This is a genomic window from Ruminococcus sp. MCC718 (assembly GCF_018783905.1).
Lineage (GTDB): Bacteria > Bacillota > Clostridia > Lachnospirales > Lachnospiraceae > Hominisplanchenecus > Hominisplanchenecus faecis.
In genome coordinates this window covers 27,046-43,413 of the sequence record NZ_WQNP01000047.1, presented here as the reverse complement: position 1 = coordinate 43,413, position 16,368 = coordinate 27,046, and the positions used below count along the sequence as shown (strand labels likewise).

At 47.4% G+C, this 16,368-nt stretch carries 16 protein-coding genes; all 16 read right to left on the bottom strand.

Going from position 1 to position 16,368, the window contains the following annotated elements:
* The 16 genes from GPK60_RS06280 to GPK60_RS06205 all read right to left on the bottom strand — a co-directional run bounded on the left by GPK60_RS06280 (window position 1) and on the right by GPK60_RS06205 (window position 16,310).
* On the bottom strand, window positions 1-663 hold the full coding sequence (locus GPK60_RS06280; protein ID WP_173866405.1) for a stage V sporulation protein AA: 663 nt from the start codon (window positions 661-663) through the stop codon (window positions 1-3).
* A 100-nt stretch (window positions 664-763) separates the two neighbouring features.
* Complete coding sequence (locus tag GPK60_RS06275; RefSeq protein WP_022119316.1) at window positions 764-1,477, bottom strand: SigF/SigG family RNA polymerase sporulation sigma factor; 714 nt, start codon at window positions 1,475-1,477, stop codon at window positions 764-766.
* Window positions 1,456-1,896: an anti-sigma F factor gene (spoIIAB, locus tag GPK60_RS06270; RefSeq protein ID WP_022119315.1), complete on the bottom strand. Its 441-nt coding sequence runs from the start codon at window positions 1,894-1,896 to the stop codon at window positions 1,456-1,458. Before spoIIAB ends, GPK60_RS06275 begins: the two co-directional genes overlap by 22 nt.
* Complete coding sequence (locus GPK60_RS06265; RefSeq protein WP_243872539.1) at window positions 1,886-2,227, bottom strand: anti-sigma factor antagonist; 342 nt, start codon at window positions 2,225-2,227, stop codon at window positions 1,886-1,888. Before GPK60_RS06265 ends, spoIIAB begins: the two co-directional genes overlap by 11 nt.
* A 294-nt stretch (window positions 2,228-2,521) precedes the next feature.
* Entirely contained in the window at window positions 2,522-4,129 is a 1,608-nt protein-coding gene (locus GPK60_RS06260; RefSeq protein ID WP_173895856.1) for a tetratricopeptide repeat protein, read from the bottom strand.
* Window positions 4,130-4,138: 9 nt separating this feature from the next.
* A complete protein-coding gene (locus tag GPK60_RS06255) occupies window positions 4,139-4,288 on the bottom strand; it encodes a hypothetical protein (RefSeq protein WP_022119312.1) in 150 nt (49 codons plus the stop codon).
* Between the two features lie 16 nt (window positions 4,289-4,304).
* The gene (locus GPK60_RS06250) at window positions 4,305-5,600 is read right to left on the bottom strand and encodes a folylpolyglutamate synthase/dihydrofolate synthase family protein (protein ID WP_252191314.1); all 1,296 of its coding nucleotides are present in this window, start codon (window positions 5,598-5,600) and stop codon (window positions 4,305-4,307) included.
* A 211-nt stretch (window positions 5,601-5,811) separates the two neighbouring features.
* The gene (locus GPK60_RS06245) at window positions 5,812-6,537 is read right to left on the bottom strand and encodes an amino acid ABC transporter ATP-binding protein (RefSeq protein WP_173866411.1); all 726 of its coding nucleotides are present in this window, start codon (window positions 6,535-6,537) and stop codon (window positions 5,812-5,814) included.
* 13 nt (window positions 6,538-6,550) lie between these two features.
* Window positions 6,551-7,231, bottom strand: a complete 681-nt coding sequence (locus tag GPK60_RS06240) for an amino acid ABC transporter permease (protein ID WP_022119309.1) — start codon at window positions 7,229-7,231, stop codon at window positions 6,551-6,553.
* Between the two features lie 22 nt (window positions 7,232-7,253).
* Window positions 7,254-8,024, bottom strand: coding sequence for a basic amino acid ABC transporter substrate-binding protein (locus tag GPK60_RS06235; protein ID WP_022119308.1), 771 nt, complete (start codon window positions 8,022-8,024; stop codon window positions 7,254-7,256).
* Window positions 8,025-8,176: 152 nt separating this feature from the next.
* Window positions 8,177-9,079: a radical SAM protein gene (locus GPK60_RS06230; RefSeq protein WP_215659090.1), complete on the bottom strand. Its 903-nt coding sequence runs from the start codon at window positions 9,077-9,079 to the stop codon at window positions 8,177-8,179.
* Complete coding sequence (gene asnA, locus GPK60_RS06225) at window positions 9,076-10,083, bottom strand: aspartate--ammonia ligase (protein ID WP_022119306.1); 1,008 nt, start codon at window positions 10,081-10,083, stop codon at window positions 9,076-9,078. Before asnA ends, GPK60_RS06230 begins: the two co-directional genes overlap by 4 nt.
* A gap of 60 nt (window positions 10,084-10,143) precedes the next feature.
* Window positions 10,144-11,403 (bottom strand): uracil permease, encoded by a 1,260-nt coding sequence (uraA, locus tag GPK60_RS06220; protein ID WP_215659089.1) that lies wholly within the window; start codon window positions 11,401-11,403, stop codon window positions 10,144-10,146.
* 36 nt (window positions 11,404-11,439) lie between these two features.
* A complete protein-coding gene (gene carB, locus GPK60_RS06215) occupies window positions 11,440-14,658 on the bottom strand; it encodes a carbamoyl-phosphate synthase large subunit (protein ID WP_215659088.1) in 3,219 nt (1,072 codons plus the stop codon).
* A gap of 235 nt (window positions 14,659-14,893) precedes the next feature.
* Complete coding sequence (locus tag GPK60_RS06210; protein WP_215659087.1) at window positions 14,894-15,649, bottom strand: amino acid ABC transporter ATP-binding protein; 756 nt, start codon at window positions 15,647-15,649, stop codon at window positions 14,894-14,896.
* A 10-nt stretch (window positions 15,650-15,659) separates the two neighbouring features.
* Window positions 15,660-16,310 (bottom strand): amino acid ABC transporter permease, encoded by a 651-nt coding sequence (locus tag GPK60_RS06205; protein WP_022119302.1) that lies wholly within the window; start codon window positions 16,308-16,310, stop codon window positions 15,660-15,662.
* Window positions 16,311-16,368: the final 58 nt, after the last annotated feature.

The window sequence follows — 16,368 nt, the reverse complement described above, 5'->3', positions numbered from 1 at the left end:
TCATCCACCCGCCTTTTTCTGCTGATTTGTGTTTTTCTGTTTTTTCGGGTCACGGGTGCTTCGCTCGATCAGCGTCGTGTCGATCTCATCTTCGTAAGTACGCATCTCCACTTCTAGAGGTGTCGGATCTGCCGTGATCTTTCTGCCGCCAAAATGGTTGAAAAAGAGCAGTATCCCAAGCCCCAGCCCAATCGAGTACGAGAACTCCATAACCGTAAAACCACTGGACGGTGTGCCCGTAAACTGCTGATAGATCTGAGCAAACAGCTTTGGAATGTCCACATCGTTGTTAAACGTCATGATCGTAAAAGCCGCCCCAAAAAACGACAGTGCCGCGACAAATATGGTTTTTGCGTAACTGAGCACACGCCCCGGCTGTTTTTCCGCTTCATACGTCACAAGGAAATCATACTCTCCGATGTTGTTAATCTCAAGCCCGGAAACTTCTTCCTGGATCCGTTCAATCAGCTCCATGACCGACATCGTATGCCGCCCCGGTTTCCCGTTTGTCGCCTGCGGCACTTTGATGGTTTTCACAAGATTTTCTGTCTGTTTATCTGTACAGAGAATCTGTGCTAGATCACCAATCGTTACTTTTTTGTCATGTACCTGCACATTTCGATCCACTTTCAGATAAAGTGTCTCACCGCCTGCCTGCTTCATATCGTAGCCTCCAGCTGTATTTTTCTTTCTTCTGTAGTATCTCCTTTGTTTTGTTTTTTATTCCCGGTTATCATCCCTTTCTTTTTCCCAGAATCCGCCTTTACAGCCGTTCCCTCAGTTTCCCCAGAATCTTCTTTTCCATCCTGGAAACCTGCACCTGTGTCATATCCAGTTGTTTTGCGACCTGCACCTGCGTCAGGTCTTCAAAATAGCGAAGCCGCAGAAGATCACGTTCTTTTTCTTCCAGCGTACCAAGAAGACTGTTTAAAAGCATATGATCCAGAAGTTCTTCTGAGGCATCTTTTTCTTCTTTTATACCGTCCATCAGAGAAATGGCATTTCCGTCCCCCTGGTAAATGGTCTTGTGCAGCGATTCTACCTCGCTTGCAGACTCCATCGCCATCACGATCTCTTCTCTTGTCGCCCCGATCTCTTCTGAAACTTCTTCCAGGGTTGGTTCCCTCCCGTAATCCTTTTCCAGCTTTTCTCTTGTCATGCACACTTTTACCGCCATCTCTTTTAAAGAGCGGCTGACCTTGATCATCCCGTCGTCCCGCAGAAACCGTTTGATCTCTCCTGCGATCATCGGAACTGCATACGTCGAAAATCTGACATCATAGGAAAGGTCAAATTTATCGATTGCTTTTAACAGTCCAATGCTTCCAATCTGTATCAGATCTTCCATCTCACATCCTCTGCCGTTAAAACGCCTCGCGACGGTATAGACAAGTCCCATATTCTGCTGTGCGAGTATATTCCTTGCATCTTTGTCCCCCTTGTGAGAACGTTCGATCAATGCAAGGGTTTGTTCCATCCGATCTCCTTTCGCATGGAAACCGTGGTTCCATGTCCAGGTGTGGATTCGACATGCACTTCATCCATAAAAGCTTCCATAAAGGCAAATCCCATACCGGAACGTTCCATCTCCGGTCTGGTCGTAAACAGTGGTTCCATGGCTTTTTCAATGTCCGGGATGCCGCATCCGGTATCTTTGACCGACAGGCAGAGGGCATTTCCTTCGATATGACAGGATACCGTTATTTTCTCCACCTTTCCGTCATATGCATGTACGATACAGTTTGTGACTGCTTCTGAAACTGCTGTCTTTACATCCGCCACCTCTTCCAGCGTCGGATTGAGCTGTGTCATAAAAGCGGAAACTGCCACGCGGATAAACCCTTCGTTGCAGGAGCGACTGTCAAACTCTATCTTCATTTCGTTTTCATACCCCATGTCTGTTCCCTCCATACATCGCCCCGGTTGTCTGTGGGGTATCCTCGTAAATCCCGACAATTTTATAGATTCCGGAAAGCAGCAGGATCCTGCGTACCCTCTGGTTTACATGAATTGCCGTCACCTTTCCTCCAAGCGACTGCATCAATTTATAGCGACCCATGATCATGCCGATCCCGGCACTGTCCATAAACACCGTCTCCCTAAAATCAAAGATCACCTGTTTGACTCTCCGGCTTCCCATCAGCTGATCTGCCTCCCGGCGTATTTTCTCTGCACCGTGATGATCCAGCTCTTCCGGAACAAAAATGATCATGTCGCTCCCTCTCATTTTCACAAAATCCTGCATCTTTCTGATATCCCCCAATCTTTTCCGTATACTGTTGCTTCAAGTCGAACGCACGTGAGACTTGGCACGCGATTTTGGTCAGCTTTGCTGACATTTACCCAACAGAATCGCTGTGCATCCTCGCGGAGCGTTTATCTTAGTCGGAGATTGCACTTCCACTAAGACAAATTTGTTGCTCGCCACTTATAGGAAGTCTTCTCCGACTAAGATAAAAAAAGAAGCCCTCACCGATCTTTTTCGATCTGTGTAAGCTTCTCTTTTGTATTTCATATTTTCTTATTCGATGCCAAACATGTTGTTGATATCCGCAGTACCGTTATCGCCTGCGGTATCGTTGCCGGTCGTATCATTTCCGGTCGTATCAGCCGCCCCGGTGGTGTTATCCGTTGTCCCGGCTGCATTTGTGGTATCGGTTGTTCCGGCTGTATTTGTGGTGTCCGTTCCTCCGGTCGTCGTACCCTGTGTGGCATTTGTCGTACTGCTGCCCGATGAAGTATCGCTTGTGATGTAGCTGGAAATATTATAAGCTGCCGCCTGTGTCGGGAACTGCTGTACGATCTGCCGGAAGATCTTGTTCGCCTTTTTCGTATCGTTGTTGTTACGGTAAGAAAATGCCAGATAATACCAGGCATTGAAATCATCTGTCTTGGCTTCGGTCGCCTTTTTCAGCTGTGTGATCGCTGTTTTATAATCTCCGGATGCAAACGCCGTTGCCCCTGCATTATAGGCCTCCGTAAACACATAGTCCGCAAGAGCCGTTTTCAGTGTCGCATACAGCTCCTGACCTTTTCCGGTCATGCTGCTCTCCTCGATCTGATTGAACGCATCCGCTGCTTTTGTCATATCGTTTGCCAGATAATAATTGGCTGCCTGCAGGATCTCATCATAAGAATCTGCCTTTTTATCCGCTTCTTCTTTTGCCTTGTTCGCTGCATCGACCTTGCTCTGATAGCCGTCGATCTCTTCCTGCAGTCCCTGCACCCTGGAAACCTGAGCCGCCATCTGGGAGTTGGCATCCGTTACCTGTGCATTTGCCTTTTCATAGATGCTCTGACGTGTCGATGGTACAACAAGGAACCACACCACAGCTGCCCCGAGTACAATGCCGAGGAAAATATTGATAAACGTGGCAACCGCCGAGCTGTCACGGAACGTTGTCGGCTGGATGATCATCTCATTGCCGTTCATGTAGGTTACCGTGCCGCTTAAGCGATCAACCTTTTCTTTTGCATATTTTTTCTTACGTTTGACATCCAGACTGGTGCTGATACCGGTCGCCAGCTCCACTTCCTGGAGATAGCGGAGTGTCGTTGTATTGTTTGTGTCAATGAATGCTGCTTTTTTGAGCAGTTTTCTTGCTTTTTCGTAATCCTGATGTTTCAGATAAAGCAACGCTAAAAGGTGGTATGCCTTGATCAGTTTTGGATTCTGGGAAAGTACTTTTTTCAGCTGGATCATTGCCATATCATCATGATCTTCACGGCAGTAGACCAGTGCCTGATTGTACTTGCGGATCGTCTGATTGATCGTATCCAGCTTGTTTTTGTTGGACTGCAGCTTGTCTATGTAGTATTCCGCCAGATTGTCATCCGGGTTCATATTTTTGCTGATCACCCATTCGGTCAGTGCAGATACAACCTCACCTGACTCAAAATAGACCAGTCCCAGAAGATTTCTTGCATCTTTATTTTCTTTGTTGAACTCAAGACTTCTCTTCAGTGATTTAATCGCTCCCGACAAGTCCCTGACGCGTGCTTTGTCCAATCCTTCGTTGTAAAGCAGATTGGAAATACGTGCCACACGTTTCAGTATCGTAATGTCCGCTCCGCATCCGGTACAGTAATCAATATCGGATAATGGAGTTCCGCAGTAAATACAATTCATGCTGTCCCCTTATCTTCTTATCTTCTTTTTTTCATCTTTCATCAGCTCTTTGAGAATATCGGTGATATCCGTCAGATCCCGATTGTAGATGGCATCTTCTGCTTCATTCACATCGAGGCTGGAATGAAATTTTTTTAATTCTTCTTCGTAATTAATCATAAAATCTGCTCCTTTGTCATGCCTTGCATTTTTCCAGGATTTCTTTGATCTCCCCTACCAGATATAAAGATCCCGCACAGAACAAAAGTCCGTCCTGTCGAAGGGTGCATGCCCTTTCAAACGCTTTCTCGATATCCGGTTCCGTTACGATCTGTGCGTCTGTGTATTTTGCAAACACTTCGGAAAGCTCCCCTGCCGGCACGATGCGGTCGCCTTTGATCTCCGTGACTACCACCGCAGACGGTGTCGTCTGGCTGCAGATCGTGTGGATCATCTCTTCGTAATTTTTCTCTACCACAGCGGAGAACAGCAGTACGATCCGATAACGCTCCTGTACGCTCTGCACGGTCTTTACAAACTGTGCGATACCATCCTCATTGTGTGCCCCATCCACGATCACACCCGGCAGAACAGTCTCCATACGTCCCTGCCATTTTGTCTCTTTGATCGCCCGGATACGAAGATCTTGCGAGATCTCCTGTTTCGGATCGATCACATCCATGGCAAGCAGTGCCAGAGAACTGTTCACCACCTGATATGGTGCAAGATAAGGTGCGGTCACTTTTGCATGTTCATAATACCCACAATTCAGGCAAAAATCAATACTTTTGTCCGTGTTTCCCAAAATTTCATACATTTCTTCTTTCAGTGCAAACGCCGGTGCGTGAAGCTCTTTGGCCCTCTTTTTGATGACCTTTTCTGCCTCTTCGTTTCTGCCGTCGTAGATGACCGGCACACCTTCTTTGATGATCCCGGCCTTTTCCCCTGCGATCTTTTCGATCGTATCTCCGAGGATCTCCGTGTGATCCAAGCTGATCGAAGTGATCACCGTCGCGATCGGATGTTCGATCGTGTTGGTCGCATCGAGTCTTCCGCCAAGACCGGTCTCCAGAACCACGTATTCTGCCTTTTCTTTCTGAAAAGCAACCATGGCAACCGCATAGAGCAGCTCAAAATAAGTTGCATGCGGCAGTCCGTCTTTTACCATGCCGTCAATGGCTGCCTGTACTTTCTGATAAGATTCCAGAAAAAGCTCGTCGCTGATCGGTACATTGTTGATCTGGAAACGTTCGTTGATCCGAACCAGATGCGGAGAGGTAAAAAGGGCGGTCTTTTTGCCTGCCAGTGTCAGCATCTCTGAAAGAAAGGCACAGACAGAACCTTTTCCATTGGTTCCTGCAACATGGATCACCTTCATGCCGCACTCCGGATGTCCCAGTCTTTTTAACAGCTCTACAGTATGTTCCGGTTTGTTTTTTGTCGTAAATTTTGGTACATTAAGTATATATTCTACTGCTTCTGTATAGTTCAATTTTATCCACCACTTTGCTTTTAGATTTTTACAGTCCGGACAGCAAATGCTCCTGCCACACTGTATCATTACGTTTCTTCTATTATTATAGCGATGCCTGTTTAATATGCAAGCATTTCTTTTCGCATAATTTTTCATCTGTCAGCATAAAAAAACGGCACCGGAGCTTTTCTGACACCCATGCCGTTTTCTGTATTTCGATAAATTCTCTTTAAAGAACTTTACTCAGGAAACTCTGAAGTCTCTCTGTCTTTGGTGCCGTAAAGATCTCTTCCGGCGTTCCTTCTTCTACGATCTTTCCTTCCGCCATAAAGATCACGCGGTCGGAAACTTCTCTTGCAAATCCCATTTCATGGGTTACCACGACCATGGTCATGTGCTCTTTGGCAAGATCTCGCATAACATTTAACACTTCTCCGACCATCTCCGGGTCAAGTGCGGAAGTCGGCTCGTCAAAAAGCATCACTTCCGGATTCATACACAGGGCACGCACGATGGCGATTCGCTGTTTCTGTCCGCCGGAGAGCTGGCTTGGATAAGCATTTGCACGGTCAGCAAGTCCTACTCGCTCCAGAAGTTTCATAGCCTGACCTTCTGCTTCGTCTTTGCCGCGTTTCTGCAGTTTCATCGGGGCGATCGTCATATTTTTCAGGATCGACATATGCGGAAACAGGTTGAAATGCTGAAATACCATTCCCATTTTCTGACGGTGCATATCAATGTCCGTCTTCGGATCCATCAGATCTTCCCCCGCAAAAATGATACGTCCGTCCGTCGGATCTTCCAGACGATTCAGACAGCGAAGAAATGTACTTTTACCGGAACCGGAAGGTCCGATCACACAGACAACCTCGCCTTTTTTGATGTCGGTGCTGACACCGTTCAGTGCATGTACGCTGCCGCCGAAAGTCTTGGTCAGGTTCTGAACCTGGATCAGGGTCTCTTTTTTCTCAACGCTCACTGTTACGCAGCCTCCTCTCTAAAATGGATACCAGCTTTTCAAAGAAAAGCACCATGATCAGATAGATCGCTGCCACCATAAGAAGCGGGAACAGAGCATTGTATGTCTGGCTTCGAATGATATCTCCGCCTTTCGTCAGATCCTGAATGGCTATGTATCCGGATACGGAAGTTTCTTTCAAAAGTACGATAAACTCGTTTGCCAGTGCCGGAAGCACGTTTTTCAGTGCCTGCGGCAGGATAATGTAGATCATGGTCTGTGTATAGTTAAAGCCCAGGCTTCGGCCTGCCTCAAACTGTCCGTCATCAATCGACATGATACCGCTTCTTATGATCTCTGCCACGTACGCACCGGAGTTGATACCGAATGCCATGACTGCAACGATGATTTTATTGATATCCACGCTTGCAAATACGACAAAGTAAATGATAAGGAGCTGTACCAGTACCGGTGTTCCTCGTATTACGGTAAGATATACTTTTGCCAGAAAATTCAATATTTTCCCTTTTCCTGTCTTGTCATAGGTTGAACGGATGACTGCGATCAGGAATCCGAGAGCAATACCGAGAATGACTGCAAAAAAGGTAATCTGCAGTGTCGTTCCCAGACCGTTCACAATGTATTTCCATCTGTTATCTTTAATAAAATTCAAGTATAATTGTCTTGACATGGCATTCCTCTGTCACTTTCTTTTATTCCGCTGTGATATACTTGTCAACGATCTTATCCAGCTCACCGGAATCTTTCAGTTCGCCGAGTGCAGTGTTGATCTTATCCAGCAGTTCATCATTTCCTTTTGCTACTGCGATCGCATAATCTTCTTCGGTAAATGCTTCATCAAGCATCTTCAGACCTTCGTTTTCTTTCACGAATACTTTTGCCGGTTCTCCGTCGATGACAACGGCATCGATTTTGTCCTGAGTAAGTGCCTGTACGGCCTCGAAACCTTTGTTGTAACGTTCTACGGTTGCATCTTTGATGTCACCTGCATAAATATCACCGGTGGTACCAAGCTGTACACCGATCTTTTTGCCTTCCAGGTCATCCGGACTTGCAATATCGCTGTCTTCTTTTACGATAACAACCTGTGTTGCATGTGCGTAAGTATCAGAGAAATCCACATTTTCCAGGCGGTCTTCGGTAACGGTCATACCGGCCAGTCCAATATCTGCCTTACCGGATGTTACAGCCGGGATGATAGAATCAAATGCCATATCTTCGATCTTCAGCTCCATACCCAGCTTGTCTGCTACGGCTGCTGCGATATCTGCATCGATACCTACGACATTTTCGCCTTCATAATATTCATATGGCGGGAACTCTGCATTGGTAGCCATAACCAGTGTGCCGCCTGCTGCATCAGAAGAAGCTTCGCTTCCTGTTGTTTCTGCAGTCTTGCTTCCGCATCCTGCCATAGTAAGTACCATTGTTCCAACCAGTGCTGCTGCAATCAGTTTTTTCATAATTTCTATTCCTCCTGAATTTTAATAAGCTTGTCCGAAATTTCTGTTTTTTCCATCATCCGGACTGCTTCCTTGCTCTGCGTCTGAGTTTAACACTGTTTCAAAGTAATGTCAACGGAATTGGTGCATAGAAAGTCAAATTACTGCATATTTTATGCTTTTATGCCCTCTCCGTCAAACGGTGGAATATAGCAAACTTTCGCACTTTCCATTTCCTGCATGTAGCCGTTCTCCACGCCAAGTTCGACAGCAAAATCCAGCAGCTTTTCGTACTCTCTTTTTGTCACTCTCCGATTCAGTTCCGGATAGTTATCAAGTCCGCCAAGCGGTGTATACTGACACATCAGGCTGATCGCCGCCTGATCTTTATAAGTATCGTATACATATTTTATCACCTGTTCTGCTTCCTTACGGTGCGACGGCAAAAGCAGATGGCGGACCAGCACACCACGCTTCATCATGCCATGTTCATCGTATATCGTCTGCGGCTGCTGACGCATCATCTCGGCAAGTGCCGCCTTTGCAGCCTTTGGATAATCTTTGGCATGCGAATATCGCAGGGCACTTTCCGACGACATATACTTAAAATCCGTAAGATAAATATCAATCAGGCCAGTCAACTGTTTTAAGACTTCAACTTTCTCATATCCGCTGCAGTTATAAACAAACGGAAGGTCAAATCCTCTCTCTTTTGCCATACGGATTGCGGACATGATCTTGTCCGCATAATGGCTCGGTGTGACAAGATTGATATTTTCCGCTCCCTGTTCTTTGAGTTCAAAAAAGATGTCCACCAGGCGTGAAAGGCTGATCTCCTCTCCCATCCTCCCGGCTGCGATCTCGCGGTTCTGACAGTAAACACAACGCAGGGTACAGCCTGCAAAAAAGACGGCACCGGAACCGCCCTTCCCGGAAATACATGGTTCTTCCCAAAAATGAAGGGCAGCTCTCGCCGCCCTGATGCCTTTTCCTGTCATACCGCAGAAACCCATCTGTCCATTTTCCCTCTCTGCCTTACATTCCCGCGGACAGAGACGGCATTTCTGATCGATCATAACAAGCAGATTCCTGCCTTTTCACATGCGTTCAGTGTCTCTTCATCCCAGATCGATGCCTGTACTTCGCCGACATGTGCCTTACCGAGCAGAAGCATGCAGACTCTGGACTGTCCGATACCACCACCGATCGTCAGAGGCAGTTTCTCTTCCAGAAGCATTTTGTGGAACAAAAGTTCTCTTCGATCTTCGCATCCTGCTTTTGTCAGCTGCTCTGCCAGAGATTTTGCATCGACACGGATTCCCATGGAAGATACCTCCAGGGCACAGCCCAGTGTCTCATGCCAGAACAGAATATCTCCGTTCAGTGCCCAGTCATCGTAGTCCGGTGCTCTGCCGTCATGTGGCTCACCGGACTTCAGTTTGTCACCGATCTTCATGATAAAAGCAGTTCCGTGTTCTTTTACAAACACATTTTCACGCTGCTTCGGTGTCAGATCCGGATAACGATCCTCCAGCTCCTGTGTTGTGACAAATGCAACATCACGGTTCAGTTCCAGCTCCAGCTGCGGATAATAGTATTTCAGCTCATCCAGGGTATTGCAGATCACGCCGACAATTCTCTTGACAACGGCTTTCAGGTAGTCCTCGTTGCGGTCGCTGCGGTCGATGACTTTCTCCCAGTCCCACTGATCCACGTAACAGGAGTGAAGATTATCAAGCTCCTCGTCTCTGCGGATGGCATTCATGTCTGTCAGAATCCCCTTTCCAACACGAAAATCGTAGCGGTAAAGTGCCATACGTTTCCATTTTGCCAGAGAATGTACAACCTGTGCCTCCACGCCAGCTGCCGGGATTTCAAAAGAAACCGGTCGTTCCACTCCGTTCAGATCGTCGTTCAGTCCGGATGCCGGATCTACAAACAGCGGAGCTGTGACTCTTTTCAAACGCAGTGCCATACAGAGTTTCTTCTGCATCATTTCTTTGATGATCCCGATCGCATCCTGTGTCTCATACATAGAGAGCACGGAATGATAGTTTTCCGGAATAATTACCTGATTCATCTTTCTTACCTCCTGTTTGTGGCAGGCTCCCGCAAGAAAAGCCTGCCGCTGTGTTCATTTTTATTTCTGCGACTGATCGTTTGTCAGTCCGAATTTATCAAGAATATAAAATACCAAGCTCATTGCCATAGCAACAACGCATGCCAGTACCATTCCTGTCATTTCCACATTGCCGATCTTCAGTGCAATGCCGGAAAGCCCTGTTACAAATACTACCGATGTGAGCACCAGATTTCTGGAACGGCTGTAATCTACTTTTCCGTCTACCAGCAGACGGATACCGGATGTACCGATCATACCGTAAAGCAGGAAGGATACCCCTCCGATAACCGGACCCGGGATCGTGCTGATCAGTGCGGAGAGCTTACCAAGGAAGGAACAGCAGATGGATAAAACGGCCGCCCCGCCGATCACCTGCACGCTGTAGACACCGGTCATCGCCATGACACCGATGTTTTCACCGTATGTCGTGGTCGGCACCGATCCTACCAGACCGGAAAGCATGGTGGAAAAGAAGTCACCGAACAGAGTCCTGTGCAGTCCCGGTTCTTTTAAAAGATCTCTTCCGATGATCTCACTTGTCACAACCTGATGTCCGATATGCTCCGACACGACCAGAAGCAGTGCCGGAAATACCGTCATGATCGCTTCCAGGTTAAACTTCGGATACTGGAAATTCGGCAGTGCGAAGAAGGATGCCTGTACAACTTCCGTGAAATCAAGGATACCACACGCCGCAGCTGCCACATAGCCGGAAATAATCGCAATCAGGATCGGGATCACACCGAGGAACCCGCGAAAAAGGATCTGTCCAAACACGGCAACGCCAAGTGTCACCAGAAAAACGATCACGTTTTTCGGATCAATCACTTCATCCAGCAGGCCGGCATTGCTTGCGGCATTTCCCGCAAGCTCCAGCCCGATGAGGGCTACAACCGGTCCCATGGCTGCTGTCGGCAGCACGATATGAATCCATTTTGTGCCGAATTTTCGAATAATCAGTGCAACAATGATACCGCCAAATCCGATGGCAACAAAGCTTCCCAGTGCATACTGGTAACCGAATTTCTCAATGACCAGCCCCGCCGGAACCAGAAATGCAAAACTGGAACCCAGGTACGCCGGTGCTTTTCCTTTTGTTACAACGATAAAGACCAGTGTGCCGACACCGTTCATCAGAAGCACGATCGCCGGACTGATTCCAAACAGAAACGGTACCAGCACCGATGCTCCGAACATAGCAAACATATGCTGAAGACTCAGCGGGATCAGCATCTTTACAGGTACTTTCTCGTCCACCTGAATGATTTTTTTCTCCATTTTTTCTTTCTCCTGTTATTTTTATAACACAGGCTCTTATTTGATCCTTGCATGCAGATCCTGCAGGGAAACAACTTCTCTGCTGCTCTGTTTCTGGACCGTCAGGATACCTTCTGCACTTGCAAGAGCTGCTGCCATGGTCGTAATATACGGAACACGGCTCTTGATGCAGGCTCTTCTCACATAGCTGTCATCCGGTCCCTCTTCTTCACCCTTCGGTGTATTTACAACAAGATCGACTTTGCCGTTAGTGATGATATCATAGATATTCGGGCGACCCTCTGACATCTTGTATACAAACTCTGCCGGAATGCCTGCTTCTTCAATGATCTCTTTTGTATGCCTGGTTGCAATGATCGCAAAACCTGCTTCGTGGAAACGTTTTGCCACTTCTGCAACTTCTGCTTTCTCACGGTCGCCGACACTGATCAGAACGGTTCCTGAGAGCGGAAGCGGACTCTTGGTTGCTTCCTGTGCTTTGAAGTAAGCTTCGCCGACGCTCTGTGCCAGTCCGAGCACTTCACCTGTCGAACGCATTTCCGGTCCTAACAGCGGATCTACTTCCTGGAACATATTGAATGGAAAGACTGCTTCTTTGACACCGTAATACGGAATCTCGCGGTCTTTCTGATCTTTGATCGGTGACTCTTTCCCGGTAAACTCAGAAGTGATGATCTCGGTTGCCAGCGGTACCATAGAGATTGCACATACTTTGGAAACCAGCGGCACCGTTCTGGATGCACGCGGATTTGCCTCAAGCACATAGACAACGCCGTCCTCGATCGCATACTGCATATTCATCAGACCTTTGACATGCATCTCTTCTGCAATTTTCTTCGTGTACTCTTTGATCGTCTTTAAGTTTTCTTCGGAAATGTGTCTGGACGGAATGATGCATGCGGAGTCTCCGGAATGTACACCGGCAAGCTCGATATGCTCCATAACAGCCGGTACGTAAGCATGTTCGCCGTCACTGATCGCATCTGCCTCGCACTCCATTGCATGACGCAGGAAACGGTCGATCAGGATCGGACGGTCCGGTGTCACACCTTCTGCTGCTTCCATGTAAATTTTCAGATTTTCCGGATCATATACAACTTCCATGCCGCGTCCGCCAAGTACATAGGAAGGACGTACCATAACCGGATAGCCGATGCGTTCTGCGATCGCCAGTGCCTCATCTACATCTACTGCCATGCCTGCTTCCGGCATCGGGATCTGAAGTTTGTCCATCATTGCACGGAACAGGTCACGGTCTTCTGCCATATCAATGACAGCCGGTGAAGTACCAAGGATCTTCACGCCGTATTTTTCCAGCTCTGCGGAAAGGTTCAGCGGTGTCTGTCCGCCAAACTGTGCGATCACACCAAGCGGCTTCTCTTTCTTGTAAATGCTCAGAACATCTTCCAATGTCAGCGGTTCAAAATACAGTTTATCAGATGTATCGTAGTCTGTTGATACCGTTTCCGGATTGCAGTTTACGATGATCGTCTCAAATCCGGCCTTTTTCAGAGCCATTGCTGCATGTACACAGCAGTAGTCAAATTCGATACCCTGTCCGATTCGGTTCGGACCGCCGCCGAGGATCATGATCTTGTTCTTATTGTCACTTGCTTTGCTCTCATCCTTGATATGATAAGAAGAATAGTAATAAGCACTGCCTTTGGTTCCGCTTACGTGAACACCTTCCCATGCCTCTTCGATGCCGTAGCCGATACGTGCATTGCGGATTTCTTCTTCGGTCACTTCCAGGATCTGGCTTAAATATTTATCAGAGAATCCATCCAGTTTTGCCTGACGCAGAGCTTCTTCTGAAGGAACACTGCCTTTGTCTGCAAGCAGAGCTTCTTCTTCCTCCACCAGCTCTTTCATCTGCTCGATAAAATAATGTTTGATCTTGGTCAGCTCAAACAGCTCATCCACGGTTGCATGTTTACGCAGTGCCTCATACATGATGAACTGACGTTCGCTGGTCGGAACAGACAGCATTTTCAGCAGTTCTTCCTTTGACTTTTCATGGAAATCTTTGGCAAATCCAAGGCCGTAACGTCCGATCTCCAGGCTGCGGATTGCTTTCTGGAATGCTTCTTTGTAAGTCTTGCCGATACTCATGACTTCGCCCACTGCACGCATCTGTGTGCCGAGTTTGTCCTGAACGCCTTTGAATTTCTCAAATGCCCATCTTGCAAATTTGATTACCACATAGTCGCCGTCCGGCACGTATTTGTCCAGTGTGCCGTATTTGCCGCACGGGATCTCATCCAGTGTCAGACCGGAAGCCAGCATTGCGGAAACCAAGGCGATCGGGAATCCGGTTGCTTTACTTGCAAGTGCGGAAGAACGGGAAGTTCTCGGATTGATCTCGATGACGATGATACGTCCGCTCTTCGGATCGTGTGCAAACTGTACGTTCGTACCGCCGATCACTTCTACTTCTTCTACGATTTTATAAGCCTGTCTCTGCAGCTCTTTCTGAACATCTTCTGAGATCGTCAGCATCGGTGCAGAACAGAAAGAATCTCCGGTATGCACGCCAAGCGGGTCAATATTTTCAATGAAGCATACGGTAATCATGTTATTCTTTGCATCACGGACGACTTCCAGCTCCAGCTCTTCCCATCCGAGAATGGACTCTTCGACCAGAACCTGTCCCACAAGGCTCGCCTGCAGACCGCGTTCGCAGACCGTCTTTAACTCTTCTACGTTGTATACCAGACCGCCGCCGGCTCCGCCCATGGTATAAGCCGGACGCAGTACCACCGGATAACCCAGTTTGTCTGCGATCGCCAGAGCATCTTCCACGCTATAGGCAACTTCACTGCGTGCCATCTCAATACCGAGCTTGTTCATGGTCTTTTTAAACTCAATGCGGTCTTCTCCACGTTCAATGGCATCTACCTGTACACCGATTACTTTCACATTGTAACGGTCCAGAACACCGGCTGCTGCCAGCTCAGAACAGAGGTTCAGTCCGGACTGTCCGCCAAGGTTCGGCAAAAGGGCATCCGGACGCTCTTTTGCAATGATCTGCTCCAGTCGTTCCACATTCAGCGGCTCGATGTAAGTGACATCCGCAATCTCCGGATCCGTCATGATCGTTGCCGGATTGGAGTTTACCAGAATGATCTGGTATCCAAGCTGACGCAGTGCTTTACAAGCCTGTGTACCGGAGTAATCAAATTCGCATGCCTGTCCGATGATGATCGGGCCGGAACCAATAATCAGTACCTTGTGAATATCATTTCTTTTACTCATATGCTTCTCCTGTCGTTTTGTTTTCTTACGTACATCCTGTTTCCGTCTCCGACTGCTGTACGGCCGGAGACCTACGTGGTCCTTGCAGACACAAATTCGCATGCAGACATCCGTTTTGTGTCCACTTGTCCCATGCCTCGTTTTATTATACATGACAACCGCACAAAAATCTACTGCAAAAAACAGACAGAGAAATTTCTTTTTCTCTCTGCCTGTTTTTGCGTCAATATCCTCTTTAATCCTGGAACTTTCCAAGAAATTCTTTGATTCGCTGATTGTCCGATGTAAACAGTTCTTCCGGTGCTCCTTCTTTCACGATCACGCCATTTTCCATAAATACGATATGATCTGCCACATTTCTTGCGAAATTCATCTCGTGGGTTACGATGACCATCGTCATATGTTCTGCCGCCAGATCTTTGATGACCTTTAAAATCTCCCCGGTCAGCTGTGGATCGAGAGCTGAAGTCGGCTCATCAAAGAACAGGATCTTCGGATTCATGCACAGTGCCCTTGCGATCGAAACTCTCTGCTGCTGTCCGCCGGATAACTGATACGGATAGGCATCTGCCTTATCTTCCAGTCCCATTTTTTTCAGCAGCACTTTCGCCTGCTCCTGCACTTCTTTTTTCTCTCTTTTCTGCACACGAATCGGTGCATCACAGATATTCTTCATCACGCTGTAATGTGGGAAAAGGTTAAAGTTCTGAAAAACCAGCCCGTAGTAACTTTTCAGCTGTTTCAGTTTGCCCGGTGCTTCATAGACCGCCTCACCGTTCTGACTGTAAGCGGCACGCTCCCCAAGATAAGAAAGCTCTCCATCATCGATCTTTTCAAGCATGGTCGCACAGCGAAGCAGCGTTGATTTGCCCGATCCGGACGGACCGATGATTGCTACGACCTGTCCCTCTTTGACATTCAGGGAAATATCTTTGAGCACTTCCAGTTCATCGAAATGCTTTTTTATATGCTTCATTTCCAGATAATTCATAGATTCCCTCCTAACGATAATAGCTCAGATGCTTCTCGATCTTCTCCATGATCCATGCAACCAGAAAATTAAATACATAGTAGAAAATACCGGCTGCCACATACGGAACCATACTGGTCTGTGAAGATGCCAGTGCCTTTGCGATCGTAAACATCTCCGATACGGCAATCACAAAGGCAAGAGAAGTATCCTTGACCAGTGTGATGACTTCGTTTGTCACCGACGGAAGGATGCGTTTGATCACCTGCGGAAGAATGATATGTAAAAATGTCTGACTTTTGCTGTATCCTAAAATCTCTGCCGCCTCATACTGTCCAACCGGCATGGATTCGATTCCGCTTCGATAGATTTCCGCAAAATAAGCTGCATAATTAAGCACAAAACCGATCACCACCGCAATGTTTCGGTAAAACGGTGAAATTTTGATCCCGAACAGATAATACGGTCCGAAATAGACAACCATCAGCTGCAGCATCAGCGGTGTGCCTCGCATGATTGAAATATAAATTTTTGTAATCCCCTGAACAATACGTTTTTTTGACATTCGTCCAAACGCTATGACCATACCAAGTGGCAGGGAAAAAAGCAGTGTGATCCCGAAAATCCAGCAGGACGTCGCCATACCCTCTGCCAGCTTCATAAGCATCTGGCTGATACCCATAATAACTTCTCCTTTCTTTGCGTAAAACCATGAGAAATACACTTTGGTTCGTTGTCCG

Coding starts and splice junctions, on each gene's coding strand:
- asnA (WP_022119306.1), bottom strand. CDS start 10,083: ATGAATCAGGTAATTATTCCGGAAAACTATCATTCCGTGCTCTCTATG.
- GPK60_RS06210 (WP_215659087.1), bottom strand. CDS start 15,649: ATGAATTATCTGGAAATGAAGCATATAAAAAAGCATTTCGATGAACTG.
- spoIIAB (WP_022119315.1), bottom strand. CDS start 1,896: ATGGGGTATGAAAACGAAATGAAGATAGAGTTTGACAGTCGCTCCTGC.
- GPK60_RS06265 (WP_243872539.1), bottom strand. CDS start 2,227: ATGAGAGGGAGCGACATGATCATTTTTGTTCCGGAAGAGCTGGATCAT.
- uraA (WP_215659089.1), bottom strand. CDS start 11,403: ATGGAGAAAAAAATCATTCAGGTGGACGAGAAAGTACCTGTAAAGATG.
- carB (WP_215659088.1), bottom strand. CDS start 14,658: ATGAGTAAAAGAAATGATATTCACAAGGTACTGATTATTGGTTCCGGC.
- GPK60_RS06260 (WP_173895856.1), bottom strand. CDS start 4,129: ATGAATTGTATTTACTGCGGAACTCCATTATCCGATATTGATTACTGT.
- GPK60_RS06240 (WP_022119309.1), bottom strand. CDS start 7,231: ATGTCAAGACAATTATACTTGAATTTTATTAAAGATAACAGATGGAAA.
- GPK60_RS06205 (WP_022119302.1), bottom strand. CDS start 16,310: ATGGGTATCAGCCAGATGCTTATGAAGCTGGCAGAGGGTATGGCGACG.
- GPK60_RS06235 (WP_022119308.1), bottom strand. CDS start 8,024: ATGAAAAAACTGATTGCAGCAGCACTGGTTGGAACAATGGTACTTACT.
- GPK60_RS06255 (WP_022119312.1), bottom strand. CDS start 4,288: ATGATTAATTACGAAGAAGAATTAAAAAAATTTCATTCCAGCCTCGAT.
- GPK60_RS06230 (WP_215659090.1), bottom strand. CDS start 9,079: ATGATCGATCAGAAATGCCGTCTCTGTCCGCGGGAATGTAAGGCAGAG.
- GPK60_RS06275 (WP_022119316.1), bottom strand. CDS start 1,477: ATGGAACAAACCCTTGCATTGATCGAACGTTCTCACAAGGGGGACAAA.
- GPK60_RS06280 (WP_173866405.1), bottom strand. CDS start 663: ATGAAGCAGGCAGGCGGTGAGACACTTTATCTGAAAGTGGATCGAAAT.